We start from the raw sequence: 26,162 nt of genomic DNA on the forward strand, positions 1-26,162 counted from the left end.
GACGTTCGGTTGTGTTCAGATCTTGTAACAAGGCCGCTCCTCGCCTGTGTTGACCGGGTGCAATAGGTTGGCGGAGGCGTCACGCCGCCGTCGCGCGCGGCCGACACGAGCACGACGACACGAGCACGAGGGGATCACCATGACCATGGCCAAGGGCACCAACGTTCCCGTACCGGCCGCGGCCGTACGGGTCGAGCTGGGCTGGCGTGCCGGCCCCGGGGTGCCGGACGTCGACGCCTCCGCGCTGCTCCTCGTCTCCGGAAAGGTGCGCTCCGACGCCGACTTCGTCTTCTACAACCAGCCCCAGCACGCGTCCGGCGCCGTCCGGCACGAGGGCAAGCGCCCCGAGGGCGGCGCCGTGACCGACACGCTGTCCGTCGCCCTGGAGCGCGTCGAACCGGCCGTCGAGACGGTCGTCGTCGCCGCCTCGGCCGACGGCGGCACGTTCGGCCAGGTCCCCGGCCTGTACGTACGGGTGTTGGACGCGGCGAACGGCGCCGAGCTGGCGCGGTTCGACAGCGCCGACGCGGCGAGCGAGACGGCGTTCGTGCTGGGCGAGCTGTACCGCAGGCAGGGCGCCTGGAAGTTCCGCGCGGTCGGCCAGGGCTACGACTCCGGACTGGGCGGACTGGCCACGGACTTCGGCATCAGCGTGGACGAGCCGCAGGCACCGGCCGCGCCCCCGGCGCCCGCCGCGCCGCGGGCACCCGCGGCCCCGCAGGCGCCGTACGCGCCGCAGACGCCCGCCACGCCGACCGCCCCGCCGTCCCACTCGGCGCCGACGCTGCCGTCCTTCCCGTCCCCGCAGGTCCCGCCGCCGCAGGCACCCCAGGCCCCGTACGCGCCCCAAGCTCCGTACGCGCCCCAGGCCCCGCAGCCCCCGCAGGCACCCCCGGCCCCCGCCGCGCCCGCCCCGCAGACCGGCGGCGGGCCCGTACGGCTGACGAAGGTGACGCTCACCAAGGCGTCCCCGACGGTCTCGCTCAGCAAGCAGGGCGGCACCTCCGGCATGCTGCGCGTCAACCTCAACTGGGAGGTGCGCAAGCAGTTCTCCGGCTGGGGCGCCAAGCTGGGCCGGGCCATGGCGATGCACTCCGACCTCGACCTGGACCTGTGCGCCCTGTACGAGCTGGCCGACGGCCGGAAGGGTGTCGTGCAGGCCCTCGGCAACGCCTTCGGCGCGATCCACCAGCCGCCGTACGTGCACCTCGACGGCGACGACCGCACCGGCGCCGTCGAGTCCGGCGAGAACCTCACCGTCAACCTCGACCACGTCAACGACCTGCGCCGCCTCCTGCTGTTCGTCACCGTCTACGAGGGCGCGCGCAGCTTCGCGAACCTCAACGCCACCGTGACGCTCCAGCCGCAGCACGGCGCCCCCGTCGAGTTCCACCTCGACGAGTGCACCGTCCCGTCGACCGTGTGCGCCCTCGCCCTGCTCACCAACCAGGGCGGCGAACTCGTCGTGCAGCGCGAGGCCCGCTACCTCGTCCCCGACCGGGGCGTCAGCCCGCAGCGGACCGTCGACCACGCGTACGGCTGGGGCATGCAGTGGACGCCCGGTCGCAAGTGACCGTCCCCGTACGGTTCCTGACGCGCCGTCAGGGGTAGGTGCGGCCCTTCCAGGCCGCGCCGCGCCCCCGGTGGTGGCGTACGGCGGAGTCGACCGTCATCAGCAGGTAGAGGGCCGCCGTCAGCGGCAGCGTGAGCGCCCGCCAGGGCGACAGCCCGTAAAGGCGCAGCATCGGCAGGTACGTCCCGGCCATCACCGCCCACGCCGCCGCACCGGCCGCCGCGCACGCCGCGTCGCCCGTCACCGCGCCGAGGCACGCGGCGGCGGGCGGCACCAGGTAGACCAGCGCCAGGCCCGCGACCGTGGCGGCCAACACGGCCGGGCTGTGACGGAGTTGGGCGTACGCGCTGCGCGCCACCATGTCCCACGGCTCGCGCAGCCCGACGTACGGGCGCACGCTCACCACCCCGTCGGCCAGCCCGAGCCAGACGCGGCCGCTGCCGCCGCGCTTGACGGCGCGGGCCAGCGTCACGTCGTCGATCACCGCGCCCCGGATGCTGTCCGGCAGCCGCTCCCGTACGGCGACGTCCGCGCGGAGCAGCACGCAGCCGCCCGCGGCGGCGGCCGTGCGCGCCGACGGCCGGTTGACCCGGCGGAACGGGAAGAGCTGCCCGAAGAAGTACACGAACGCGGGCACCAGCAGCCGCTCCCAGCCGCCGTCCGTCCGCAACCGGGCCATCAGCGACACCAGTTCGAGGTCGGCGGAGCGCGCGGCCGACACCAACTCCCGCAGCGAGTCCGGGTGGTGGGCGATGTCCGCGTCGGTCAGCAGCAGGTACGCGGGGTCCGTACGGGCGCGGGCCAGCGCCGTCCCGTGCCGTACGGCCCACAGCTTGCCCGTCCAGCCCGGCGGCGGCGGGCCGGGGGAGTCCACCGTCAGCGGCAGGCCGCCCGGCTCCCCGTCGGCCAGGGCGCGCGCGACGGCGCCGGTGCCGTCGGTGCTGCCGTCGTCGACGAGGAACACCTCGGCGCGGCCCGGGTACTTCTGCGCCAGCAGCGACGGCAGGCTGTGCGGCAGCACCCCCGCCTCGTCCCGCGCGGGCACCACCACGGCGACCGGCGGCCACCGTACGGGCCCGGCACGGTCGCCGCCCGAGGTCCCGCCGCCCGGTGGCACGCCGTCCGGCGGCGGCGGGAGACGGACGTCGGTGCGCCAGAAGAAGCCGTGCCCCAGCAGCAGCCAGGTCCAGGCGCCGAATGCGGCCAGCGCCGCCCAGGTCGGTACGCTCACCGGCGCAGTCTGCCGGAGCGGCGCCCGTACGGGCGGGCACCGCGCGGTGACGGCCGCCGTCCGGGCACGCCGTACGCTGGGGCCCGTGAGAATCGCGCTCCTCGACTCCGGCCTCGGACTGCTCGCCGCGGCCTCCGCGGTGCGCCGGCTCCGGCCGGACGCCGACCTCGTGCTCTCCTCCGACCCCGACAGCATGCCGTGGGGCCCGCGCACGGCGGCCGACATCGCCGAACGGGCCCTCGCCTGCGCGCGCGCCGCCGCCGCGTACGCCCCGGACGCGCTGATCGTCGCCTGCAACACCGCCTCCGTGCACGCCCTGCCGGTGCTCCGCGCCGAACTGGAGCCGGACATCCCGGTCGTCGGCACCGTGCCCGCGATCAAGCCCGCCGCGGCGGCGGGCGGACCGGTCGCCGTGTGGGCGACGCCCGCGACGACCGGCAGCCCGTACCAGCGGCGGCTCATCGAGGACTTCGGGAACGGCGCCCGCGTCGCCGAGGTGCCCTGCCACGGGCTGGCCGACGCCGTCGAGAGCGGCGACGAGCCCGCGATCGACGCGGCCGTCACCGCCGCCGCCCGACTCACCCCGTCCGGCGTGCGCACCGTCGTCCTCGGCTGCACCCACTACGAGCTGGTCGCCACCCGCATCCGCGCCGCCACCACCCCGACCGCGCCGCCCCCCGCCGACCTGCGCGGCTCGGCGGCGGCCGTCGCCGAGCAGGCGCTGCGCCGCGCGGGCGCGCGCCCCGACCCGGACGCCGCGCCCACCGGCGCCGTGACCGTGCTGCGCGCGGGCAGGCCCGGCGCGCTGCCCCCGGCGGCGCTCCGCTACGCCGAGGGACGGCTGCTCGCGGGCGCCCCAGCGACGCCCTGACCCGGGCGCCCACCGGCCCGTACGAGGGCGGGAGCGCGGGTTCGTCGAGGGGACGCGGGCGGCGCGCCCACGACACGTAGGGTCGGGCCCATGGGTACCCCCGACTTCATCCGCGAGCTGCGCGTCACCGCCGGGCGGCAGTTGCTGTTCCTGCCCGGTGTGAGCGCCGTCGTCCTCGACGACGCGGACCGTGTGCTGCTGGCCCGCCGCGCCGACACCGGCCGCTGGTCGATCATCGGCGGCATCGCGGAACCGGGCGAGCAGCCCGCCGTCACGGCGGTGCGCGAGGTGTACGAGGAGACGGCTGTACGGTGCGTGCCGGAGCGGGTGGTCGTCGTACAGGGCATGGAGCCCGTGGAGTACCCGAACGGCGACCGCTGCCAGTTCATGGACATCTCGTTCCGCTGCCGGGCCGTCGGCGGCGAGGCGCGGGTGAACGACGAGGAGTCGCTGGACGTCGGCTGGTTCGCGCGGGACGCCCTTCCTCCGCTGGAGGACTTCGCGCTGCTGCGGATCAAGCAGGCGGCGGGCGACGGGCCCACCTGGTTCTCCGCCGCCGACCCGTGGGCCGTGACCGGGTGACGGCGCCCGCGCGGCCGCGGGACCGGGCGCCGCGCCCGGCCCCGCGTGCCCGCTCAGACCTTGCGGTAGTCGTACGCCTCGCGGGCCGCCGCCGCGACCTCCGCGCGGCCCGCGCCGCCCGACGCCGTGACCAGCGCCGCGACCGCGCCCTCCACGAACGGCGCGTCCAACAGCTCGGCGCCCGGCGGCAGTTCGTCCTCCGCGAGCAGCACCTTCACCGTCAGCACGGCGCTGCCCAGGTCGGTCAGCAGCAGCACGCCCGCGCCCTCGTCCGCCTCCCGCGCCGCCGCCGCGACGGCGTCGGCGTCCGTGCCGAATCCGCCGTCCGGGGTGCCGCCCGCGGCCCGTACGGGGGCGAGTTCGGTGCCCCCGGCGAGGGCGACGGCCAGCCGGGCGACCGACGCGGCGACCTCGGCGCTGTGCGAGACCAGCACGAGCCCCACGCGCGCCCCGGCACCGCCGTCCCGCGCCGCGTCCACCGCCCGGCCCTCCGTACCGCCCGTCGCGCCGTCCTCCGTGCCGGACACCGGTCACACCCCCCAGCGCAGGCCGGGCGTACGGACCGGGGCGTCCCACAGCCGCAGCAGCTCCTCGTCGGCGCGGCACAGCGTGACGGAGGCGCCCGCCATGTCGAGGGACGTCACGTAGTTGCCGACGAGGGTGCGGGTGACGGGCACGCCCCGCTCCCCGAGCACCCGGTGCACCTCGGCGCCGAAGCCGTACAGCTCCAGCAGCGGCGTCCCGCCCATCCCGTTGACCAGCGCCAGCACGGGCCCGTCGGGACGGAGGTCCTCCAGTACGGCGTCCACGGCGAAGTCCGCGATCTCGCCGGACGTCATCATGGCGCGGCGCTCCCGGCCCGGCTCGCCGTGGATGCCGATGCCCAGCTCCAGCTCGCCGGACGGCAGGTCGAACGTGGGGCTGCCCTTCGCGGGCGTCGTGCACGCGTCGAGCGCCACCCCGAAGCTGCGGGCCGATCCGGCGACCTGCCGGGCGATCGCCTCCACCCGCTCCAGGGGGGCGCCCTCCTGCGCGGCGGCCCCCGCGATCTTCTCCACGAACAGCGTGGCGCCCGTGCCGCGCCGACCCGCGGTGAACGTGCTGTCGGTGACGGCCACGTCGTCCTCCACGAGGACCTTCGCGACGGTCACCCCCTCGTCCTCGGCGAGTTCGGCGGCCATCTCGAAGTTCAGCACGTCGCCCGTGTAGTTCTTCACGACGAACAGCACGCCCGCCCCGCTGTCCACGGCCGCCGCGGCCCGCACCATCTGGTCGGGCACGGGCGAGGTGAAGACCTCACCGGCGCAGGCCGCGTCCAGCATCCCGTGGCCCACGAAGCCGCCGTGCAGCGGCTCGTGCCCGGACCCGCCGCCGGAGACCAGCGCCACCTTGTCCCGTACCGGGGCGTCGCCCCGTACGACCAGCCGGTTCTCCACGTCGACCGTCAGCTCCGGGTGCGCGGCGGCCATCCCGCGCAACGCGTCGGCCACCACGGTCTCCGGAACGTTGATCAGCTGCTTCATCACGGGCCTCCCAGTACAGCGCCGTCACGGACGGGACCACTCAAGCAGTACACCCGCGTCCGGTGGAACGACCACGGCGGACGCACTTGCGGAGCGGCGCCCGTACGGGCGGGTCGACCGCCCGGCTTACACATACGAAACGCGGGAAGTCATACTGATCCGCGAGGGCACGAGCGACGACAGGGGCGACTGCTGCGATGGCGGAGACCACGCTGATCCAGGGCCGTTACCGACTGCTCGAACTCATCGGGCGCGGGGGCATGGGCGAGGTGTGGCGGGCCGAGGACGAGTCCTTGGGCCGCGCCGTCGCCGTGAAATGCCTGAAACCGACGGGGGAGCACGGCGACAGGTCCTTCCTCCCGGTGCTGCGCGAGCGCTTCCGGCGCGAGGCGCGCGTCGCCGCCGGGCTCCAGCACCGCGGTGTGACGGTGGTGCACGACTTCGGCGAGCACAAGGGCGTCCTGTACCTGGTGATGGAGCTGCTCGACGGGCTCAACCTCAGCCAGCTGCTCAGCGCCAACGGCCACCACCCGCTGCCCGTGCTCCAGGTCGCGGACATCGCCAGCCAGGTCGCGGACGCCCTCGCGTACACCCACGCCCAGGGCATCGTGCACCGCGACCTGAAGCCCGCCAACGTGATGCGGACCGCCGACGGCACCGTGAAGATCTGCGACTTCGGCATCGCGCGGCTCGGCCAGGACATCGGCTTCACCTCGCGGCTCACCGGCGGCGGCATCGCCATGGGCACCCCGCACTACATGTCGCCCGAGCAGATCGCCGGTGTCGCCGTCGACCACCGCAGCGACCTCTACTCGCTGGGCTGCGTGCTGTACGAACTCGCCACCGGCGTCCCGCCGTTCGACAGCGACGACGCGTGGGCCGTCCTCGTCAGCCACCGCGACACCCCGCCCGTACCGCCGCGCGCCCGCCGCGCCGACATCCCCGAGCCGCTCGACGCCGCCATCATGTCGCTGCTCGCGAAGCAGCCGGGGGAGCGGCCCGGCGACGCGGCCGAGATCGTACGGCGGCTCACCGGCGTCCTGCGGACCGACCAGCCGCAGGAGTCCGACCCGCCGCGCCAGGAGCAGTCGTTCGGCATGCCGGGCTGGACGCACGGCATCGGCACCGGCTCGCGGGCGACGACCGGCGGCCAGGTGCGGATGGTGCCGCCCGTCGGCGAGGTGGCCGGGCTGACCGGCCGGTGGACGGGCCCGATGCAGCCGCCGCTCGTCCTCACCCCCGGCCCGCCGCCCGCCGCGCCGTCCGGGCCGCCCGCCGTCCCGGCGGCGCCACCCGTCGTCGGCCCCGGTCCGGCCGCGTACGGCGGCCGCGCCGCCCCGCACCCCGCGCAGAACGGCGGCCCCCGCCCGTCCGGGCCGGTCCCGGCGCCGGAGCGGCTGGCGTGGCTCGCGGAGCGGCACGGCGCGGCCCTGGACCTGGGCCGCGTGGGCCGCTGGGCGGAGTCGGAGGAGACGCACCGGATGGTCGCCGCCGAACGCGAACGCGCCCTCGGCCCGGACCACCCGGACACCCTCGCCAGCCGGTACGAGCTGGGGTTCGCGCTGTGCCGCCTCGGCCGGTACGCGGACGCGATGCGCGCCTACGACGACGTCGTCGCCTGGCGGGAGCGGGTCCTCGGCCCCGACCACGCCGAGACGCTGGCCGCGCGGCAGGAGTCCGCGTACGTGCTGGGCAGACTGGGGCGGCACGCGGAGGCGCACACCGTGTACTCCGAGGTGCTGGCCGCGCGCCAGCGCACGGTGGGCATGGAACACCCGGACACGCTCCGCTGCCGCCACAACCTCGCGTACAACCTGAGCCGTCTCGGACGGCTGGAGGACTCGTACGCCATGGCGCGCGAGGTCGCGGACGCCCGGGCGCGGGTGCTCGGCGCCGACCACCGGGACACCCTCGTCACGCGTTACGAGGTGGCGTACGCGCTGGGCCGTCTCGACCGCTGGGAGGAGGCGTTGCGCACCTACCTGGAGGTGGCCGACGCGCGGGCCCGCACCCTCGGCCCGGAGGACCCGGACACGCTCGCCGCCCGCTACGAGGCGGGCATCAGCCTGGGGCGGCTGGGCCGCTCGGAGGAGGCCCTGGAGCTGTACCGCGACCTGGCCGCGATCCGCACCCGCACGCTCGGCCCCGTCGACCCCGAGACGCTGCGGGCCCGGCACGGGCTCGGCGTCAACCTCGGCCGCCTCGGCCGCTGGGACGAGGCGCTGGCGCTCGCCCAGGACGTGAGCGCGCTACGGGACCGGGTGCTGGGCGCCGACCACCCCGACACCCTGGTGAGCCGACGCGAACTGGGCGTCGCCATGAGCCAGTTGGGCCGCTGGTCGGAGGCGCTGGCGGTCTACCAGCAGGTGGCCGGGGCCCGGCAGCGGGTGCTGGGCGGGCAGCACCCCGACACCCTCAACAGCCGCATCGACGAGGCCCACTGCCTGGACCGGCTCGGACGCGGCGGTGAGGCCGCCGAGCTGTACCAGCGGGTGGCGGCCGTGCGCGGCTGGCAGGACCGGGGTACGCCGGGGCGCTGACGCCCGTACGGTGCGGGGACGCGTACCGGCGGTCCCCGCCATCGAGGCGTGCTGGCGGCGGCGCCGGGCCCGTGCTACCCAGGAGCCATGCCCGACACCCCCTCCCGGCCCGCCCGGTCCGCGTACGACGCCGTGATCGTCGGCGGCGGCCACAACGGCCTGGTGGCCGCCGCCTACCTGGCCCGCGCCGGACTCGCCGTCCTGGTGCTGGAACGCGCCCCGCGCACCGGCGGCGCCGCCGTCTCCACCCGCCCGTTCCGCGGCGTGGACGCCCGGCTCTCCGCGTACTCCTACCTGGTCAGCCTGCTGCCGCGGCGGATCGTCGACGACCTGGGGCTGCGCTTCGCCGTACGCAGGCGGGCCGTCTCCTCGTACACCCCCGTCGTACGCGGCGGGACCCCCACGGGGCTGCTGGTGGGCGGCGGGGAGGCGCGGACGCGGGAGGCGTTCGCGCGGTTCACCGGCTCGGAACGGGAGTACGCCGCGTGGCAGCGGTTCTACGCCATGACGGAACGGGTCGCCGCCCGCGTCTTCCCCACCCTCACCGAGCCCCTCCCGAGCCGGTCGGCGCTGCGCGCCCGCGTCGACGACGGCGCGGCCTGGGAGGCGCTGTTCGAACGGCCGGTGGGCGAGGCCGTCGAGGAGCACTTCGCGGACGACACCGTGCGGGGCGTCGTCCTCACCGACGCGCTGATCGGCACGTTCAGCCACGCCCACGACCCGTCGCTGCTCCAGAACCGCTGCCTGCTCTACCACGTCATCGGCGGCGGCACCGGCGACTGGGACGTGCCCGTCGGCGGCATGGGCGCCCTCACCGACGCCCTCGCGGACGCCGCGCGCGGCGCCGGGGCGGAGATCCGCACCGGGCACGAGGCGTACGCGATCGAGACCGACGGACACTCCGCCGCCGTCGTACGCCACCGCGACGAGGCGGGGGAGGAGGACGCCGTCACCGCGCGCGACGTGCTCGTCGGCGCCTCCCCGGACACGCTCGCCGCGCTGCTCGGCGAGCCCGGACCGCAGCCGCCCACCAGCGGGTCGCAGCTGAAGGTCAACATGCTGCTGCGCCGCCTGCCCCGGCTGCGCGACGAGGCGGTGGACCCGCGAGAGGCGTTCGCGGGCACGTTCCACGTCGCCGAGGGGTACGCGCAGCTGGCCGAAGCCCACCGGCAGGCCGGCGCCGGGGAGCTGCCGACGGCGCCGCCCTCGGAGATCTACTGCCACTCGCTGACCGACCCCACGATCCTCGGCCCCGACCTCGCCGCACGCGGCTGGCAGACCATGACCCTCTTCGGGCTGCTCACCCCCGCGGAGCTGTTCACGGGCGACGCGGACGACCCGGGCGCCGCCGACGCGCGCCGCGACGCGCTGCTCGCCGCAACCCTCGCGCAGCTCGACGCGCACCTGGCCGAGCCGCTCGCGGACTGCCTCGCCACCGACGCCGACGGACGGCCGTGCGTCGAGGCGAAGTCACCCGTCGACCTGGAGCGCGAACTCCGGCTGCCGGGCGGCCACATCTTCCACGGCGACCTGTCGTTCCCGTACGCCAACGACACGCCCGCGACCGGTGACGACACCACCGCGGACACGGCCGCCGCGCGCTGGGGCGTCGCCACCCGGCACGCGAACGTGCTGCTGTGCGGCGCGGGCGCCGTACGCGGCGGCGGCGTCAGCGGCGTCGCCGGGCAGAACGCGGCGATGGCCGTCCTGGAGGCGCGGGGCGCCGGACCCGGGTGACCTGCAGGGGTGACCGGCGCGCGTCAGGCGGAGCCGGTCGGGCGCTCGTCCAGCACCCGGTTGAACTTCCCCGCCGACCGTTCCAGCGTCCCCGGCTCGGCCAGCTCCACCTCGACGGACACCCCGATCCCGTCCCGTACGGCCCCCGCGATCCGCTCCGCCGCCGCCTCCCGCTGCTCCGGCGCCGCGCCGGGCCGCGCCTCCGCCCGAACGGTCAGCCGGTCCAGCCGTCCCTCGCGGGTCAGCCGCAGCCGGAAGTGGGGCGCGACGCCGGGGGTGCGCAGGACGATCTCCTCGACCTGGGACGGGAAGAGGTTCACACCGCGCAGGATGATCATGTCGTCGGTGCGTCCCGTGACCCGCTCCATCCGCCGGAACGCCGGGCGGGCGGTGCCCGGCAGCAGCCGCGTCAGGTCACGCGTGCGGTAGCGCACGACGGGCGTCGCCTCCCGCGTCAGCGACGTGAACACCAGCTCGCCCGGCTCCCCTTCGGGCAGCACCGCGCCGGTCACCGGGTCGACGACCTCCGGGTAGAAGTGGTCCTCCCACACGTGCAGCCCGTCCTTGGTCTCCACGCACTCCTGCGCGACCCCCGGGCCGATCACCTCCGACAGCCCGTAGATGTCCACGGCGTCGATCGCGAGGCGCTCCTCGATCTCGCGCCGCATCGCCTCCGTCCACGGCTCGGCGCCGAACAGGCCGACGCGCAGCGACGTCGTGCGCGGGTCCACGCCCTGCCGCTCGAACTCGTCGAGGAGCGTCAGCAGGTACGAGGGCGTGACCATGATGACCCGCGGCGCGAAGTCCTGGATCAGCCGCACCTGCCGGGCCGTCACCCCGCCGGACGCGGGGATCACCGTGCAGCCGAGCCGTTCCGCGCCGTAGTGCGCGCCGAGCCCGCCGGTGAACAGCCCGTAGCCGTACGCCACGTGGACCCGGTCCCCGGGCCGCCCGCCCGCCGCGCGGATGCTGCGCGCGACGACGTCCGCCCAGGTGTCCAGGTCGCGCCGCGTGTAGCCGACGACGGTCGGGGTGCCGGTCGTGCCGCTGGAGGCGTGCAGCCGCCGCACCCGCTCCTGGGGGACGGCGAACATGCCGAACGGGTAGTTCTCCCGCAGCGTCTCCTTCGTGGTGAACGGGAACGCCGCCAGGTCCGCCAGCGTGCGGCAGTCCTCGGGGTGGACCCCGGCGGCGTCGAACGCGTGGCGGTACGCGGCCACGTGGTCGTACGCGTGACGCAGCGAGGCGCGCAGCCGCTCCAGCTGGAGGGCGCGCAGCTCGTCACGCGTGAGCCGTTCCGCGGCGTCCGGCTGCTGCATATGGCACCTCCACGGGGCGGCGGCGGGCCGCCCGGGGACGTCCGGACGGGTCCGGTGGGCGGCTCCAGTAAGCAGCGTCGCCGTCGACCGGTCAAGACGTCGCGCCCGCGCGGGGGTGCGGGGACCCGCCCGGTACGGGCACCGGCCGGGGGAGCGGCCCGCGGACCGGCACGTACGATGACCCCATGTCGTTCCTCCGCCGCCGCAACGCCGCAGTGCCCGCCGGGCCGGACTTCGATGTCCTCGCCATGGACCCGTCCGACTGGCCGGGCAACCTCGGCGCGGGCCTGCTCCCGGCGCCGGACGGCACCTGCCAGGGCGTGTTCCTGCGCTACGACCTGTTCGGCGGCCGCGGCCCCGCGATGATCATCGGGAACCTCCCGGAGGGCGCGCCCGCGCGCGAGGTCGCCGACGGCGAGGTGCCCTTCGAGGTGGCGCAGCTGCTGGTCGCGCTGGAGAACGACGAGCCGGTGCACGTCACCGGCACCGACGAGGACCCGGTGATGCACGACGGCAACCTGCTGATCGTCCGCCGCGTCAAGTGCTCCGAGAGCCGCGTCTCCTGCGTGCAGTTCGACCGCAGCGACGGCGTGCTGGTGACCATCGCCAGCTGGGACCGGCCGATCACCGGCGACCTGTACGCGCTGCTGAAGCCGCTGCCCGCGGAGCTGTTCCAGCAGTAACGGCGGCCCCGCCCGCGCGTACGGGAGCGGCGCACCCCCGGTGCCCCGCTCCCGCGTCCTCCGCGCGCTCGCCCGCCTTCCCGCGCGCGTCAGCGCGTGCCGACGGCCGCCCGCACCGCCCGGCGGGCCTGCCCGCAGTCGTCGTGCAGCCGCCGCAGCAGCAGCCGCTGCTCCTCGCCGTACGCCATGCCGCCACCCGCCCGGTCCTGGCCGCGCGGCGGGAGGACGGGCGGCGGCTCGCGCATCGCGCGCTGCACGGCCGTCTCGTACGTACGGATCTCCCGCGTCAGCACGAGCATCAGGTTCACCAGGAACGCGTCGCGGGCCGCGGGGCCGCCCGCGTGCGCGAGTTGACTGATCTGGCGGCGCGCGCCGGGCGCCTCGCTGAGGACCGTCCACAAGGTGGCGAGGTCGAAGCCCGGCAGGTACCAGCCGGTGTGCTCCCAGTCGACGAGCACCGGCCCGGCCGGTGACAGCAGCATGTTGGACAGCAGCGCGTCACCGTGGCAGAACTGCCACTGCGTCTGCTGCCTGCCGCCCGCGTGCGCGATGCCGTGCAGCAGCTTCCCGAGGTCGCCGAGGTCGCGGTCGGTCAGCAGCCCCAGCTCGTGGTAGCGGCCGAGTCGCGCCGGGTAGTCCAGGGGCCGGTCGAAGGAACCGCCCGGGGGGCGCCACGTGTTGACGCGGCACACCGCGCCCAGCACGGTCCGTACGTCCGCCCGGGGCACCGCCTCGAAGGGGTGCCGTTGCAGCGCGCCGGGGCGCCCCTGCATCCGCTCGGTGACGAGCGTGCCCGCCTCCGGGTCCGCGGCGACCAGCCGGGGCACCCGTACCGGCGGCCGGTGGCGTACGAACGTGCGGTACGCCGCTATCTCGTGCTGGAACCGCTCCACCCACTCCGGGGAGCGGTCGAGTAAGCACTTCGCGACGACGGGCATTCTGCCGACCGTGCCCGCCAGCAGCACGGAACGGCCGCTGCGCCGCAGCAACTGGACCGGCTGGAAGTCGGGACAGACCTTGAGGACGGAGGTGACGACGGCACGCAGCTGCGCGCCCTGCGGGCCGGACAGGTCCAGCCTCCCGCTGGGCGTGGGGGCGGCGCCGCCCCGCGTACCGTGCGCCAGCCGCGGTCCTCCGTACGACTGCGTGTGCCGCGGCCGGGGAGGTGCGGACACGGGGGACGTTGCTGGATACATGGGCGAGCATGCTCCCTTCGCGCGCCGACGGTTGACTGCGCGCCCGGCCCGGGGCGGGCACGGACGGACCGTGCACCCTGGGGAATGCGGGTCGTGCGGGCCGCTTCCGGGCCGGGGTGGCGCGTTCCTACGGCACACCAGAGCGCGGGTGGCACACCATCTGGCGGACCCTGGCGAACCCTGGCGAATGCTCGTGGCGCCCCGTCCCGGCGGTTACTGTCAACTCAGCCGAGAACCTGGGGGCTTGACGTGACAAAGGGACCCAACACCCGCCTCGCGGACCTGTTCGGCCTCGCCGGATGGTCCAAGGGCGAACTCGCGAGACTGGTGAACCGGCAGGCGGCGGCCATGGGCCACCCCCAACTGGCCACCGACACCTCGCGGGTACGGCGCTGGATCGAGGTGGGGGAGACCCCGCGCGATCCCGTGCCGAAGGTGCTGGCGACCCTCTTCACCGAGCGACTCGGTCGTGTCGTGACCATCGAGGATCTCGGTTTCCGCACACCAGGGCGCACGGCGCGACGGCAGTCCGTGGACGGGCTTCCCTGGGCGGCAGTACGGACGGCCGAGGTCCTCACCGAATTCACGGGAATGGACCTCATGCTCAACCGACGCGGCTTGGTGGGCGCGGGCACCGCGCTCGCCGCAGGATCGGCACTCAGCAGTGCCCTGCACGACTGGCTCAGGACGGACCCGGCGGTGGTCGGCGCGCGCTTCGGACCCGCCGTCGACGCCGTCGACGTCCGCGACTACCGCTTCCCGCACTCCGACCCGTACGAGGCGATGCCCGTCGGCGCGCAGGAGATCGACGCGCTGGAGCGCTCGGTCGAGGTGTTCCGCGCCTGGGACGCCGCGCGTGGCGGTGGCCTCCAACGCAAGGCGGTCGTCGGGCAGTTGAACGAGGTGGGCGGCATGCTCACGTACAACCACCCGGAGCCGCTCCAGAAACGCCTGTGGGGCGTCGCGGCCAACCTGGCCGTGCTGGCGGGCTGGATGTCGCACGACGTGGGCCTGGAGCCCACCGCGCAGAAGTACTTCGTCATCGCCGCCCACTCCGCCCGCGAGGGCGGCGACCGGCCGCGCGCGGGCGAGGCGCTGTCCCGCGCGGCGCGGCAGATGGTGCACCTGGGTCGGCCGGACGACGCCCTCGACCTGATGCAGCTCGCCAAGTCCGGCTCGGGCGCCTCGACCCTGCCCCGTACGCGGGCGATGCTCTGCACCGTCGAGGCGTGGGCGCAGGCGTCGATGGGGCGCGGCCAGCAGATGCGCCGGACGCTCGGGGAGGCCGAGGACCTGTTCGCGTCCGACCGGGCCGACGTGCCACCGCCGAGCTGGATGCAGATCTTCAAGGAGGAGGACCTGTACGGCATGCAGGCCCTCGCGTACCGCACCCTGGCCGAGCACGACCCGGCCGCCGCGGGCACCGCCCAGCGCTACGCGGAGAAGGCCCTCCAGCTGCGGGTGGACGGCCGCCAGCGGTCGAAGATCTTCGACTACCTGACGATGGCCTCCGCCTGCTTCCTCGGCGACGACCCCGAACAGGCCGACCGGTACGCGCGGTTGGCGCTGCTGACCATCGGCCAGACCTCGTCCCACCGCACCTGGGACCGGCTCCGCGAGATGTACCGGCTCACCGGCGCGTACGCCGGACACCCCAAGGTGGATGAGCTGCGGCACGAGGTGCGGGCGGCGCTGCCCAAGGCGCCCCGGGACCGGAAGGGGGTCGTGGGCCGGGGCACGGCGGTGTGACGCCCGGGAGCGGGCACACGGGGGCGGACGGGAGCGCGGGCCGGTACGGGCGCGGGCGGGCGTGCGTACGGCGTGCGCGGGCCGCCCCGGGCGCGCAGGTCCGCCGTGGTGTGCGGGGCGGCCCCGACGGTCGGGGCGGCCGTCAGTCGCCGACGCGCGCGACCAGCACGCAGGCGTCGTCCTCGCGCTCCCGGTCGCCGAACTCCTCGACGACCGCGCGCACGCACTCCTGCGCGGTGTGCGCCGCCGCGAAGCGGGGCGCGAGCGCCAGCAGCCGGTCCGTGCTCGTCCGCGCCCCGCCCGCCGGTCCGGCGTCGAACTCCGCGCTGCGCGGGGCCAGTCCGTCGGTGTGCAGCACCAGCAGGTCGCCGGGGAGCAGGTCGTCCACGCGCTGCCCGTACCCGGCACCGGAGGTGGCGCCCAGCAGCACCCCGTCGGGCCGCGGCAGCGCGCGGCCCTGCCCGCCGCGGAACAGCAGCGGCGCCGGGTGCCCGGCCTGGGACCAGGTGAGCGTGCGGGTGCGGGGCGAGTACAGGCAGCAGACGGCGCTGCCCAGCGAGGGCTGCGCGGCCGAGTCCAGCAGCTGGTTGAGGTGGCCCATCAGCGGGCCCGGCTCCACCCCGGCGACGGCCATCCCGCGCACCGCGCCGAGCAGCGTCGCCATCCCCGACGTCGCCGCCACCCCGTGCCCGGTCAGGTCGCCCGCCGTGAGCAGCGTGGCGCCGCCCGCCAGCTCCAGCGCGTCGTACCAGTCGCCGCCGACCAGGGCGCCCGTCGCCGACGGGAGGTAGTGCGCGGCCAGTTCGAGCGCGCCGGGCTGCCCGCCGGAGGCGTGCGGCAACCGCAGCGAACCGCGCCACGGCGGCAGCACGGACTCCTGGAACTCCACCGCCAGCCGCCGCTCCGTCCGCGCCAGGTGCCGCTCGTGCTGCAACGACGCGCGGCTCTCCCGTACGGCCAGCTCGCTGCGGCGCAGCGCGCTCACGTCCCGCAGCACGGCCCACATGGAGGCCGTGCCGCCGTCCGCGTCGAGCAGCGGCTCACCCATCATGTGCACCGTCCGCACGGAGCCGTCCGGGCGCACGATGCGGAACTCGCCGTCCACCGGCTTGCCGTCCACCAGGCAGTCGGTGACCGCGGCCATCAGCGCGGGCTGGTCCTCGCTCCACACCCAGGACGGCAGTTCGTCCAGGGAGAGGGGGCCGTCGGCGGTGGTGCGGCCGAAGATCCGGAACAGCTCGTCGGACCAGGTCACCTCGTCCGTCAGCAGGTTCCAGTCCGCGCTGCCCACCCGGCCGGCGAGGGTGCCGACGGCCTGCGGGGCACCGGGTGCCGCGGGATGCTCGTCCCCGTAGGCCGCGGCGGAGCCGTACGCGCCCTGCTCGGGGAACGCGCTCCGCCCGTGCGGCCCGGGGGGCGCCGCCCCCTCGGTGTCCTCGACGCCCTCGCGCAGCTGCGCGAGCTGCCCGCCGAGGTCGTCGAGCTGGTGCACCGCCAGCTCGCACAGGGCCCGCTGCCAGCGCCGCCGGGCGTCCGACGACGTGTCCTCCTCCTCGTCCAGGGCGTCACGGCGTACCGCGTCGATCCCGCCGCGCAGCTTGCGGGTCTGGGTGATGAGAGCGTCCAGCGTGCCGCGGGGAGGCTGCACCGGCGGACGGTCCGCATCGAGGTGGGAGGACATCACGGGTCTCCGATACGGGGTGAGGGCCGGTGACGACTCTCGCACACGCCGCGACCGTGCGTAAGGGATTCGGCCGTTCCCGATTCGGTGGTGCTTCCGGCATATGTCAAGGGCTTCCCGTTCCGTCCCCGTGGGGCCGTTCGCCGGTGTGGCGGAATACGCAGTTCCAGGTAGGCTGCGGCCGCTGGACGGCGCCCCGCCGATCAGGAGTAGAACCGCCGCGAACGGCAAGACTGCCGGTCAGCGGAAATCCCGTTGCCAGTCGAATACCCCGCACCGGATGCTGACTCTTATGTTCGTCGATTCAGTCGATTCAGACATAGCGCCCAGCGGCACCCTGCTCGGCCTCCTCCAGCGGGGCCGCGGCGACGGGACGCTGCACGCCCTCGCGGCGCCGCGCGCCGAAGCGCTCGCCGCGCTGCGGCACTGCGTGCTGCGCGACCCCCGGCGCGACTGGCAGATCGAGCACCGGTCCCTCTACTACGCCCGGCTCCACACGGAGCTGGAGGCGGGACTCGACGACATCGAGGCGCACCTCTTCCACCCCGACGACCTCGTCCTCACCGAGGGCGCCGAGGAACGCACCGGACTGGCCCTCTCCGTCCTCGGCCACCTCGTCTCGTACGGCGACGACGACGCCCTCCGGCTCCTCCGCCGGTACGCGGTGGCCGGCGCCAACTGGCAGTGGGCCCTCGACGAGTTGGCCGTCCGCGACGACGACGACGGCCTGCGTGCGCTCGGCCCGTCCCTCCTCGCCCGCTTCGCCCCGACTCCCGAGGGCGACGCCGCGCTCGGCGAGGCCGCCCGCGACGCCTTCGAACCGCGCCCGTGGCGGCTGTGGGCCGAGGACCCCGCCCACCCCGAACAGGCCGAACGGCTCCGCCTCCTCCAGGAACGCGGCAACTTCGACCGCTGGCAGCGCCAACTGCACACCCAGGGCCCCCGCCCCGGCTGGAGCGTCCGCGAGGTACTGGCCTGGGCGGAGGAGGACACCGCGCGGCCCGCCGGACCGCACCGCGAGGCCGCCGCCGCCCGCTGCCTCGCCGCCGTCGCCGGACCCGACGACCGGCCCGAACTCCTCGCCGCCGCGCGCGGCGGCCCCGACGCCTGCCGCGCCGCCGCCCTGCGGCACCTCGCCGAGCGCGACGACCCCGACGTGCTCGACCTCCTCCAGGCCGCCGCCACCCACCCCGGCTCCGGGTACGACGGCGCCCCGCTGCCGCCGCTCGCCGCGTCCGCGCTCGCGTCGTTCGCCCGCATGCGCGGCGCCGCCGCGCTGGACCGCGCGCGCCGGTGGGCGGCGCACCGCGAGGACGCGCTCGGCCTCGTCGCCGCGCAACTGCTCGCCACCCGCGGCGGGCCGTGCGACGCGGACGCCGTACTCGCCGCCCTCCGCCGTACCGTGCGGGAGCAGGGTCCCGACGGCGACGACCTGTGGCCGCTCGTCGACGGCGTCGGACGGCTCGCCGTCCAGTGCGCGGCCCCCGTCCTGCGCCACGTCTACCGCGAGACGGCCTCGTCGCAGCTGCGCGGCCGTACGGCACGGGCACTGGCCGCGACGGACCCCGCGTTCCCGGCCGGGTTCGCCGTCGAGTGCCTCTGGGACTGCGAGGAGAGCACCCGCGAACTCGCCGCCGAACACGCCACGACGGGCGACGCCCGCGTCGTCGAACGCCTCCGGCGGCTCGCCGTCGACCCGGCCGAACAGGCCGGTGTGCAGAGCGCGGTGCGCGGCAGGCTCAGCCCGGACGCGGGCACACCCGGCTGACGGGCCCGGTACCGTACGGGCGCGGCGCGGGCGGCCGTGCCGTTTCGGCCGATGTCGGTGGCAGCGCTTAGTGTTGCCGACGTGAACGAGCACGTCGTGACCCGTCCCCCGGTGCGGCCGACACCGGCCCCCGGCCCCGCCGCCGACGAGGGGCTGGCCCGTCGGCTGCGCGCCCTCGCCTGCACCGCGCCGCTGCACGACCTGGACGTGCGCAAGGCCAACCTGGCGGGGGAGTACGGCACTTACGCGATGGCCGAGGTGGCGCTCGCCGCCATCGACCTGGTGACGCTGCACATGGACTTCGACACCGGCGCCGACCACGAGGAGATAGTGGCCAGGCTGCTGCCCCGGGTCGCCGCGCAGGCACCGGACCGTACGGCGGCGGAGCACGAGCGCGTCGCCCGCTGGGTCCTGGAGAACCTGATCAACGTCGGCAGCGTCGACCGCGGGTTCCGCGCCGTCTACGGCACGTTCGGGCCCGACGGGGCGTACGTCCGCCGGGACTACGACTTCAAGCTCGTCGAGGAGGTCCCCGGCCCCGGCGGCGGGGTGTACCTCCGCACCACGGACGAGGCGGTCAACGTCCTGGTCGGCGCCCTCGACACGGACGTCACCAGCGCGCAGATCGCCGCCGAGGTCAAGCTGGAGGTGCTGATCAGCCGCGGCCGTCTGGCCGACGCCCAACTCGCCGCGGAGCAGGCGCGTTACCGCACGGTGCAGTACGCCGAGACCCTGCGCCGCACGCTCGACGCCACCCGCCGCGACGTGCGCGCCGTCGACTGGCTGAGCACCGTCCCCGACATGATCACCGAGGCGCTGGACCACGTCGCCGACCGGTACCGCCACGAGAACGCGATCCTCACCAACATCCGCAAGGCCCGCGACGAGGCCGCCGCCGAGCGCGGCCCCGACCACAAGCGGCGCGCGGCCGAGCTGGTCGACATCGTCAAGGACTGCATCCGCCGCCACACCCAGCTCCAGTCCCGACTCCTGGAGGCCGGGCCGCTGTTCCGCGCGGAGCAGGACCGGCAGGCGTTCGCGACTCCCGCCGCCCGCGCGGGGGTCGACCTGTACGGGCAGCTGGTGGCGCCGCTGCTGCCGCTGCCGCTGGAGGACGCCGTCCGCGTCACCGACGCGTTCTTCGCGCACGGCGCCGGCCTGCGCACCCCCGGCGCGGTACGGGTGGCCGACCTCGTCGAGGTGCTGCTCACCCCGCCCGCGCCCCGCGAGCACCTGGGCGCCGAGATGCCCGCCCCCGACCTGGTCGTCACCCCGGACGACAGCCGGTTCAGCGGCGAGCAGTTCGACGCCGCGGCGGAGCTGCTGGAGCTGCCGCCGGACGCGCCCCGGCGACTGTCCGGGCTGCTCGCGGACGCCCGCGCCCGCCACCCGGACGACCCCGAACTGCCCTATCTGATCGCGCTGTTGGCCGTGCACGCCGCCAGCCCGTCCGTCGGCACCGCGTACCGGCAGGGGGAGCAGCGGCTGCTGTTCGCCGCCGACGACGGCACCGAGCTGGACGACCCGGAATTCGGCGGCGCCGACCTCGTCGTCGGCACCGCCCTGCTCGACGCGGCGGGCATGGCCGCGGACCGTACGGAGGCGGCATGACCGACCACGGCACCGACCCGGACCCCACCGACCTGCTGGGCACCGGCCCGCGTGGCGACGGCGCCACCGCCGTGGCGGAGGCGCCCGTCACGCCCGCCGACGCGGCGGACGCGGCGCGCCTCGTCTCGTTCGGCCTGCACCCGAAGCTGCTCCCGGCGCGGGACGCGGAGTACGCGGGGCTCCTCCGCCGGTACCGCGAGGAACCGCCGTTCGCCCGGCTCGCCGACGCCGTCGCCACCGGCCTCGGCCTGGTCGTCCTGGAGGTCTCGGCACGCGCGGGCATGGCCGTGACGGCGTCGGAGGACTCGGTCTTCGCCGTCCGCATGGGCGACTACGCCCGGCGCGCCACCGCCGACTCCGCCGACCGCTTCCTGCACGGCCTGGCCCATCTCGCCGTCGCCGCCCTGGCGTTCCCCCGCCCGCAGGACCTCGCGGACGACGGGTACATCGGGCGGATCACCGTCAACGGCGTCGACGGCTTCGTACGGCAGGCGTGCCGCCGCCTGGAGGAGCGCGCCGAGGAGCGGGGCGAGAACACCGACCCGGCCAGCGGCGCGCCCGGCCTGGAGTCGGCCTGGCGGGTGTACGCGCGGCGCAGCGCGACCGGGGCGACCAAGGACGCGCGGCGGCTGGCGGGTTCGACGACCGGCATCATCGCGAAGGCCGTCACGTTCCTCGTCGACTCCGGCTTCCTCCAGCGCACCGGCGACGAGGGCGGCGGCACGTACCGCACCACCGCGAGATACCAGCTCCAGGTGCGCGACACCGCGGGCAGCGCCGCCATGGCCGAGCTGCTGGAGCTGGGCGTCGTGCCCGTCGGGGACGGCAGCGCCACGCTCCTGCCGCCCACCGAGGGCGACGCCGAGCTGGTGGCCGACGCGGGCCTGCCCTTCCACGAGCGGTAGCGCGACCGGCCCGCCGCGCGGCGGACCCGTACGCCACCACCCGCGCGCGGCACGTACGGGCGCCGCCGCCCGTACGAGGCACCCGCCCCGCCGCCCCGACCCGCCCCGAACCCCTGCCCCCGGAACCGTTCCCGACCGCACGTCTACGAGAGTCCGCCGCCATGTACGAGCTGTCCCGCATCCGCCTCTACTCCATCGGACCCGCCGGCGCGCGCTACGCCGACACCGTCCTGGACCTGCGCGGAGTGGGCGAGCCGGTGCCCGACCCGGCCCCCGCCCAGGCGGACTTCTTCGAGGACGAGCCGACCGGCCCGCCCCGCCGCCCCGCCCCCGCCGGGGTGCTCTTCCTGGAGAACGGCGGCGGCAAGTCCGTCCTGCTCAAGCTGATCTTCTCGGTCATGCTGCCCGGCCACCGCAACACCCTCGGCGGCGCCAGCTCCGGCGTCCTCCGCAAGTTCCTCCTCGCGGACGACTGCGGGCACGTCGCGCTGGAGTGGCAGCACACCCGTACCGGCGAGACCGTCGTCGTCGGCAAGGTCAGCGAGTGGCGCGGGCGCCAGGTGTCGGGCGACCCGCGGAAGTTCGCGGAGGCGTGGTACGCGTTCCGACCCGGCCCCGGGATGAGCCTCGACTCGCTGCCCGTCGCGGAGTCCGCGGCGATGCGGCCCGCCGCCGAGGGCGCCTCGTCGGCGCGCGGCAGGCGCCGCACCATGAAGGGCTTCCGCGACGTCCTCACCGAGACCGGCAAGGCGTACCCGAACCTGGACGTCGTCTGGGAGGAGGTCCACGAACGCTGGAACGAGCACCTCACCGGCCTCGGCCTCGACCCCGAACTCTTCCGCTACCAACGGGAGATGAACGCCGACGAGGGCGAGGCCGCCGGTCTCTTCGCGGTGAAGAACGACTCCGACTTCACCGACCTGCTGCTCCGCGCCGTCACCGACACCCGCGACACCGACGGCCTGGCCGACCTGGTGCACGGCTTCGCCCACAAGCTCGGCCGCCGCGCCGAACTCACCGCCGAACGCGACTTCACCGCCGGCTCCCTCGACCTCCTCACCCGCATCGCGGACGCCGCCGAGGCACGCTCCCGTACCCGCGACGTCCACGCGGGCGCCGAACGCCGCACCCGTACGCTCGCCCGCAGGCTGTCCGCCCGCGCCGTCCGCGAGCGCGAGCGCGCCGCCGAGCTTGCCCAGGGCCTCGACACGGCGGGCCGGGCCGTCACCGCCGCCGAGGACGCCCGCGCGCGGGCCGACCGTACGGCCGCCGAACTGGCCTACCGGCACGCCTCCCTGGCCCTCGCCGCCGGGGAGAAGGCCGCCGCCGCCCAGCGCCGCGAACTGCTCGACGCCCGTACGCTCCACTCCGCCTGGCAGGCCGCCGAGACGGTGCTCCAGCACCGCGCCGCCGCCGACCGCGCGGAGCGCGTCGCCGCCGCCATCCGCGAGGCCGAACGGGACGCCGCCCCCGCGCTCGCCGCCCGCGGCCGGGCCGCAGCCGAGCTGGTACGGGCCCTGCACCACGCCGCCGAGGAGGGCGAGCGCGTCGCCACCGAGCAGGAGGAGCGCTCCGCGCTGCTCCAGACCCGGGGCGAGGACGCGCACCGCGACGCCACCGCCGCCGCCACCGAGGCGGAGCGCGCCCGCAGCGAGGGCGACCACCTGCGGCAGCGCCTCGCGGAGGTCGAGCGGGAGACCGCGGAGGCCGTACGGGCCGGCTGGCTCGACGACACCGCAGCGGACGCCGACCCGGCCCGCGCCGCGCTCGCCGCCAGCGACGCCGAGAAGGAGGCCGTCGCCGCAGCCGACGCGGCCCGCGAGACCGCCGCCCGCGCCACCGACCGGGCCCGCGAGGCCGGGGCCGAACTGGCCCGCGCCGAGCTGGGCGCCGCCCGCGCGGTGGACGCGGCGGACGCCGCCCGCGCCGCGCACGGCGCCGAGCACGCCGCCGCGCAGGCCCTCGGCGCGGAGCCGCGCCTCTCCGAACTCCTCGGCGCCGACGCCCCGTTCACCCCCGAGGAGCTGGACGGGAACGCGGAGTCGCTGCGCGACCTGCTCGACACCTCCGTGGCCGCCACCGAGCGGCAGCTGTTCACGCTGCGCACGGACGCCGCCGAGGACTCCCGGGTGCTCGGAGCCCTCGGTGACGGCGGCCTGCTGCCGCCCGGCCCCGACGTGCTGGCCACCGTCGACCACCTCGGTGAGCACGGCATCCCCGCCCTCCCCGGCTGGCGCTACCTCGCCCAGGCCGTCGACCCCGCCGACCACGCCGCCGTGCTCGCCGCCCGGCCGGAGCTGGTCGACGGCGTCGTCATCACCGACCCGGACAGCCACACCCGCGCCCGCGAGGTGCTGGCCGGGGCGGCCCTGCTGCCGCGTTCCGCCGTCGCCGTCGGCACGGCCGCCGCCCTCCTCGCGCCGACGCCCCCGCCGGACGGGAGCGACGGCGGCGTGTTCCTCGTCCCGCCGAACCCGGCGATGCACGACGAGCGCGCCGCCGACGACGAGCGCACCCAGCTGCGGGAACGGGCGGTCGCCCGCGACGAGGAGATCCGTACGCTCGCCGCCCGCCTCTCCGCCGACCGGCAGCTCGCCGCCCGCCTCGCGTCCTGGCGCGCGGGCTGCCCCGAGGGCCGCCTGCCGGAGCTGGCCGGGGCCGCCGACGCGGCGGGCACGGCCGCCGAGGAGGCCGCGCACCGGCTCACCGAGGCCCGTACGGTACGGGAGGAGGCGGACGAGACGGCCGCCGAGGCCGCCCGCGTACGCGAGGAACGGCAGGAGCGGGCGCAGCGTGCGCGGCGCAGCGCCGACGCGCTGGCGGGGCTCGCGTTCCGGCTGCGGGAGCGCGCCAAGTGGCAGGCGCGGCTACGGGAGTTGGCCGACGACGCCGCCGAACCGGAGGCACGCGCCGCCGCCTGCCTGGAACGGGCCCGCGCCGCCGACGAGGACCGCCGCGCCGCCCAGCGCGCCGCCGACGACGCCCGCCGCACCGCCCGCGCGCTGCGCGCCGAACGCGCGGAGATCGCGGGCGTCCCCGACGGCGCCGAGCAGCGGCCCGCGGACGGCGACTCGCCGCGACCGTCGCTGCCCGCGCTGCGCGAGGCGTACCGCTCGGCGTCGCAGCTCTACGAGAAGGTCGGCGTCGGCACCGACCTCCGCGCCGAACAGGCCCGCGCCGAGAGCGACGAGAGCGCGGCACTGGCCACCCTCGACCGGCTCACCAACAAGGTCCGCACCCGCGCCGCCCAGCTCCTCGACGGCTCGGAGGGCGCCGACGGCCCGTCCCGGCAGGCCGCCGCCGCCCGCGCCGAGTCGCTGGTGCAGGTCCTGGAGTCCCGCTCCTCCGAGGCCAGCGAACGCCTGGGCCGACTGCGCGGCGAGGCCGAACGGCTCGCGCCCGCCGACGGCGGCGCCCACACCGAGCTGCCCGAGCACCTGGTGCCCGCCGACGCCGAACAGGCCCGCACGCTGCTGCGCGCCGCCCACACCGAACTCGCCGCCCGCGACGACGAGTCGGCGTCCGCCACCGCCGCCCTCGACGAGCTGCGGCACACCCACCGCGCCGCCGAGGACGCCGCGGGCGGCTTCGACGAGACCGCCGCCATGCTCCGCGACCTGCTGCGCGAGCCCCACTCCGGCGCGGACGAGCAGGACGAGGAGCCCGACCCGTACCCGGGCACCCTGCCCGAGGCACGGCAGTCCGCCGCCGAGTCCCGCCGCTCCCTGCGCGGCTGCGCGGCCGACCTGTCCGCCGCCGAGCAGGCCGTACGGGAGGCGGGCGACGTCCTCGTACGGCACGCCAACTCCACGCGCTACGAGCAGGTCCGCACCCCCGCCCGGCAGCAGATCCGCGAACTGCCCGCCGCCGCCCTGCCGGAGCACGCGGCGGCGTGGGCCGCCGCGTTCGCGCCGCGCCTGCGGGTCCTCTCCGACGAGCTGGAGCAGCTGGAACGCAACCGCGACAGCATCGTCGACCGGCTGCGCGGGCTCGTCGAGTCGTCGGTGGCGACGCTCCGTTCGGCGCAGCGCCTGTCGCGGCTGCCGGAGGGGCTGGGGGAGTGGTCGGGGCAGGAGTTCCTGCGCGTCCGCTTCGACGACCCCGACCAGGCCACCCTCACCGAACGGCTCGGCGAGGTCATCGACGAGGCGACCCGGGCCGCCGTCCGCAAGAACTCCGACCTCCGCCGCGACGGCATGTCCCTGCTGCTGCGTGGCGTGCACGCCGCGCTCCAGCCGCGCGGCGTGTCCGTGGAGATCCTCAAGCCGGACGCGGTGCTGCGGGCGGAACGCGTCCCGGTCGGGCAGATGGGCGACGTGTTCTCCGGCGGGCAGCTGCTCACCGCCGCCATCGCGCTGTACTGCACGATGGCGGCGCTCCGCAGCAACGACCGGGGCCGCGACCGGCACCGGCACGCGGGCACCCTCTTCCTCGACAACCCCATCGGCCGCGCCAACGCCACGTACCTGCTGGAGCTCCAGCGCGCCGTCGCGGACGCGCTCGGGGTGCAACTCCTCTACACCACCGGGCTGTTCGACACGACGGCGCTCGCGGAGTTCCCCCTCGTGATCCGCCTGCGGAACGACGCGGACCTCCGCGCCGGGCTGAAGTACATCAGCGTCGAGGAGCACCTGCGGCCCGGCCTGCCGCGCGACCACGCGGAGGGCGAGCCGGGCGACGGCGAGACCGTGCACGGCGAGATCACCGCGACGCGGATGTACCGCCGCCCCGAGTAGCCCCCGACCGCACGGCGCCCCCGTTCCGCGCCGTGTCCCCGTTCCGCGCCTGCGCCCCCCGCGGCGGGCCGTCCTTCCCCGGGGCGGCCCGCCGCCCCGCCAGCGGCCGTCGCCGCGCCACGCTGCTCGGCTCCGAGACGACGCCGTACCGCTGGACCCACACCTGCCGGGTCACCCACACGTCGAGCACCCCCCACGTCGCCACCACGGTGCCCGCCACCGTCGCCAGCACCATCGGGAACGCCAGCCACACGCCCGCGTACGAGCACAGCACCGCCACCATCAGCAGCACCAGGGTCAGCGCCACGATGAGCACCGCCCGTACCGCCGCGGACCGCACGGGGTCCGGCAACCGGGGCTTCGCGTACATGTTCTCTCCACTCCCCCTTCACACCGCCGGTCGCGCGGGCCTCCCCGACCGCCCGTCCCGCGCCGGCGCACAACCGATACCGCCTCA

18 protein-coding genes are annotated in these 26,162 nt (G+C 76.2%); 11 read left to right on the forward strand and 7 right to left on the reverse strand.

Features of this window, described 5'->3' with window-relative positions; all coding sequences use genetic code 11:
- Positions 1–145: 145 nt before the first annotated feature.
- A complete protein-coding gene (locus D7M15_RS27720) occupies positions 146–1,573 on the forward strand; it encodes a TerD family protein (RefSeq protein ID WP_121521534.1) in 1,428 nt (475 codons plus the stop codon).
- A 28-nt stretch (positions 1,574–1,601) separates the two neighbouring features.
- On the opposite strand, the gene D7M15_RS27725 is transcribed toward D7M15_RS27720, so the two are convergent.
- A complete protein-coding gene (locus D7M15_RS27725; protein WP_240649527.1) occupies positions 1,602–2,804 on the reverse strand; it encodes a glycosyltransferase in 1,203 nt (400 codons plus the stop codon).
- A gap of 85 nt (positions 2,805–2,889) precedes the next feature.
- Here D7M15_RS27725 and D7M15_RS27730 point away from each other — a divergent pair, with 85 nt between their 5' ends.
- Together D7M15_RS27730 and D7M15_RS27735 are read left to right on the forward strand one after the other, a co-directional pair.
- The gene (locus D7M15_RS27730; RefSeq protein WP_206337439.1) at positions 2,890–3,675 is read left to right on the forward strand and encodes an aspartate/glutamate racemase family protein; all 786 of its coding nucleotides are present in this window, start codon (positions 2,890–2,892) and stop codon (positions 3,673–3,675) included.
- Positions 3,676–3,765: 90 nt separating this feature from the next.
- Positions 3,766–4,257: an NUDIX domain-containing protein gene (locus tag D7M15_RS27735; RefSeq protein ID WP_121519997.1), complete on the forward strand. Its 492-nt coding sequence runs from the start codon at positions 3,766–3,768 to the stop codon at positions 4,255–4,257.
- A 53-nt stretch (positions 4,258–4,310) separates the two neighbouring features.
- Here D7M15_RS27735 and D7M15_RS27740 read toward each other — a convergent pair whose 3' ends face one another.
- Together D7M15_RS27740 and dhaK are read right to left on the reverse strand one after the other, a co-directional pair.
- Complete coding sequence (locus D7M15_RS27740; protein ID WP_206337524.1) at positions 4,311–4,736, reverse strand: PTS fructose transporter subunit IIA; 426 nt, start codon at positions 4,734–4,736, stop codon at positions 4,311–4,313.
- Positions 4,737–4,787: 51 nt separating this feature from the next.
- Positions 4,788–5,780, reverse strand: coding sequence for a dihydroxyacetone kinase subunit DhaK (gene dhaK, locus D7M15_RS27745; protein ID WP_121519998.1), 993 nt, complete (start codon positions 5,778–5,780; stop codon positions 4,788–4,790).
- A 197-nt stretch (positions 5,781–5,977) separates the two neighbouring features.
- On the opposite strand from dhaK, the gene D7M15_RS27750 reads away from it, so the two are divergent.
- Together D7M15_RS27750 and D7M15_RS27755 are read left to right on the forward strand one after the other, a co-directional pair.
- Positions 5,978–8,320, forward strand: a complete 2,343-nt coding sequence (locus tag D7M15_RS27750) for a serine/threonine-protein kinase (protein WP_121519999.1) — start codon at positions 5,978–5,980, stop codon at positions 8,318–8,320.
- Positions 8,321–8,407: 87 nt separating this feature from the next.
- Positions 8,408–10,057, forward strand: coding sequence for an NAD(P)/FAD-dependent oxidoreductase (locus D7M15_RS27755; RefSeq protein WP_121520000.1), 1,650 nt, complete (start codon positions 8,408–8,410; stop codon positions 10,055–10,057).
- Between the two features lie 23 nt (positions 10,058–10,080).
- Here D7M15_RS27755 and paaK read toward each other — a convergent pair whose 3' ends face one another.
- Positions 10,081–11,376, reverse strand: a complete 1,296-nt coding sequence (paaK, locus tag D7M15_RS27760) for a phenylacetate--CoA ligase PaaK (protein WP_121520001.1) — start codon at positions 11,374–11,376, stop codon at positions 10,081–10,083.
- A gap of 185 nt (positions 11,377–11,561) precedes the next feature.
- On the opposite strand from paaK, the gene D7M15_RS27765 reads away from it, so the two are divergent.
- Positions 11,562–12,059, forward strand: a complete 498-nt coding sequence (locus D7M15_RS27765; RefSeq protein ID WP_121520002.1) for a hypothetical protein — start codon at positions 11,562–11,564, stop codon at positions 12,057–12,059.
- Positions 12,060–12,148: 89 nt separating this feature from the next.
- On the opposite strand, the gene D7M15_RS27770 is transcribed toward D7M15_RS27765, so the two are convergent.
- Positions 12,149–13,255: an aminoglycoside phosphotransferase family protein gene (locus tag D7M15_RS27770; protein WP_121520003.1), complete on the reverse strand. Its 1,107-nt coding sequence runs from the start codon at positions 13,253–13,255 to the stop codon at positions 12,149–12,151.
- Between the two features lie 249 nt (positions 13,256–13,504).
- On the opposite strand from D7M15_RS27770, the gene D7M15_RS27775 reads away from it, so the two are divergent.
- The gene (locus tag D7M15_RS27775) at positions 13,505–15,004 is read left to right on the forward strand and encodes a hypothetical protein (protein WP_121520004.1); all 1,500 of its coding nucleotides are present in this window, start codon (positions 13,505–13,507) and stop codon (positions 15,002–15,004) included.
- Between the two features lie 142 nt (positions 15,005–15,146).
- On the opposite strand, the gene D7M15_RS27780 is transcribed toward D7M15_RS27775, so the two are convergent.
- Complete coding sequence (locus D7M15_RS27780) at positions 15,147–16,685, reverse strand: SpoIIE family protein phosphatase (protein WP_121520005.1); 1,539 nt, start codon at positions 16,683–16,685, stop codon at positions 15,147–15,149.
- A gap of 292 nt (positions 16,686–16,977) precedes the next feature.
- Between D7M15_RS27780 and D7M15_RS27785 the strand changes: the two genes are divergently transcribed.
- The 4 genes from D7M15_RS27785 to D7M15_RS27800 all read left to right on the forward strand — a co-directional run bounded on the left by D7M15_RS27785 (position 16,978) and on the right by D7M15_RS27800 (position 25,705).
- Positions 16,978–18,453 (forward strand): HEAT repeat domain-containing protein, encoded by a 1,476-nt coding sequence (locus D7M15_RS27785; RefSeq protein ID WP_121520006.1) that lies wholly within the window; start codon positions 16,978–16,980, stop codon positions 18,451–18,453.
- Between the two features lie 51 nt (positions 18,454–18,504).
- Positions 18,505–20,064 (forward strand): hypothetical protein, encoded by a 1,560-nt coding sequence (locus D7M15_RS27790; protein ID WP_240649529.1) that lies wholly within the window; start codon positions 18,505–18,507, stop codon positions 20,062–20,064.
- Positions 20,061–20,969, forward strand: coding sequence for a hypothetical protein (locus tag D7M15_RS27795; protein ID WP_240649530.1), 909 nt, complete (start codon positions 20,061–20,063; stop codon positions 20,967–20,969). The genes D7M15_RS27790 and D7M15_RS27795 overlap by 4 nt, the downstream gene beginning before the upstream one ends.
- A 161-nt stretch (positions 20,970–21,130) precedes the next feature.
- A complete protein-coding gene (locus tag D7M15_RS27800; RefSeq protein WP_121520008.1) occupies positions 21,131–25,705 on the forward strand; it encodes a hypothetical protein in 4,575 nt (1,524 codons plus the stop codon).
- On the opposite strand, the gene D7M15_RS29280 is transcribed toward D7M15_RS27800, so the two are convergent.
- A complete protein-coding gene (locus tag D7M15_RS29280; protein ID WP_240649532.1) occupies positions 25,671–26,075 on the reverse strand; it encodes a hypothetical protein in 405 nt (134 codons plus the stop codon). The two genes, D7M15_RS27800 and D7M15_RS29280, sit on opposite strands and share 35 nt — an antisense overlap.
- Positions 26,076–26,162: the final 87 nt, after the last annotated feature.

The organism is Streptomyces sp. Z26 (assembly GCF_003665095.1).
GTDB lineage: Bacteria > Actinomycetota > Actinomycetes > Streptomycetales > Streptomycetaceae > Streptomyces > Streptomyces phytohabitans.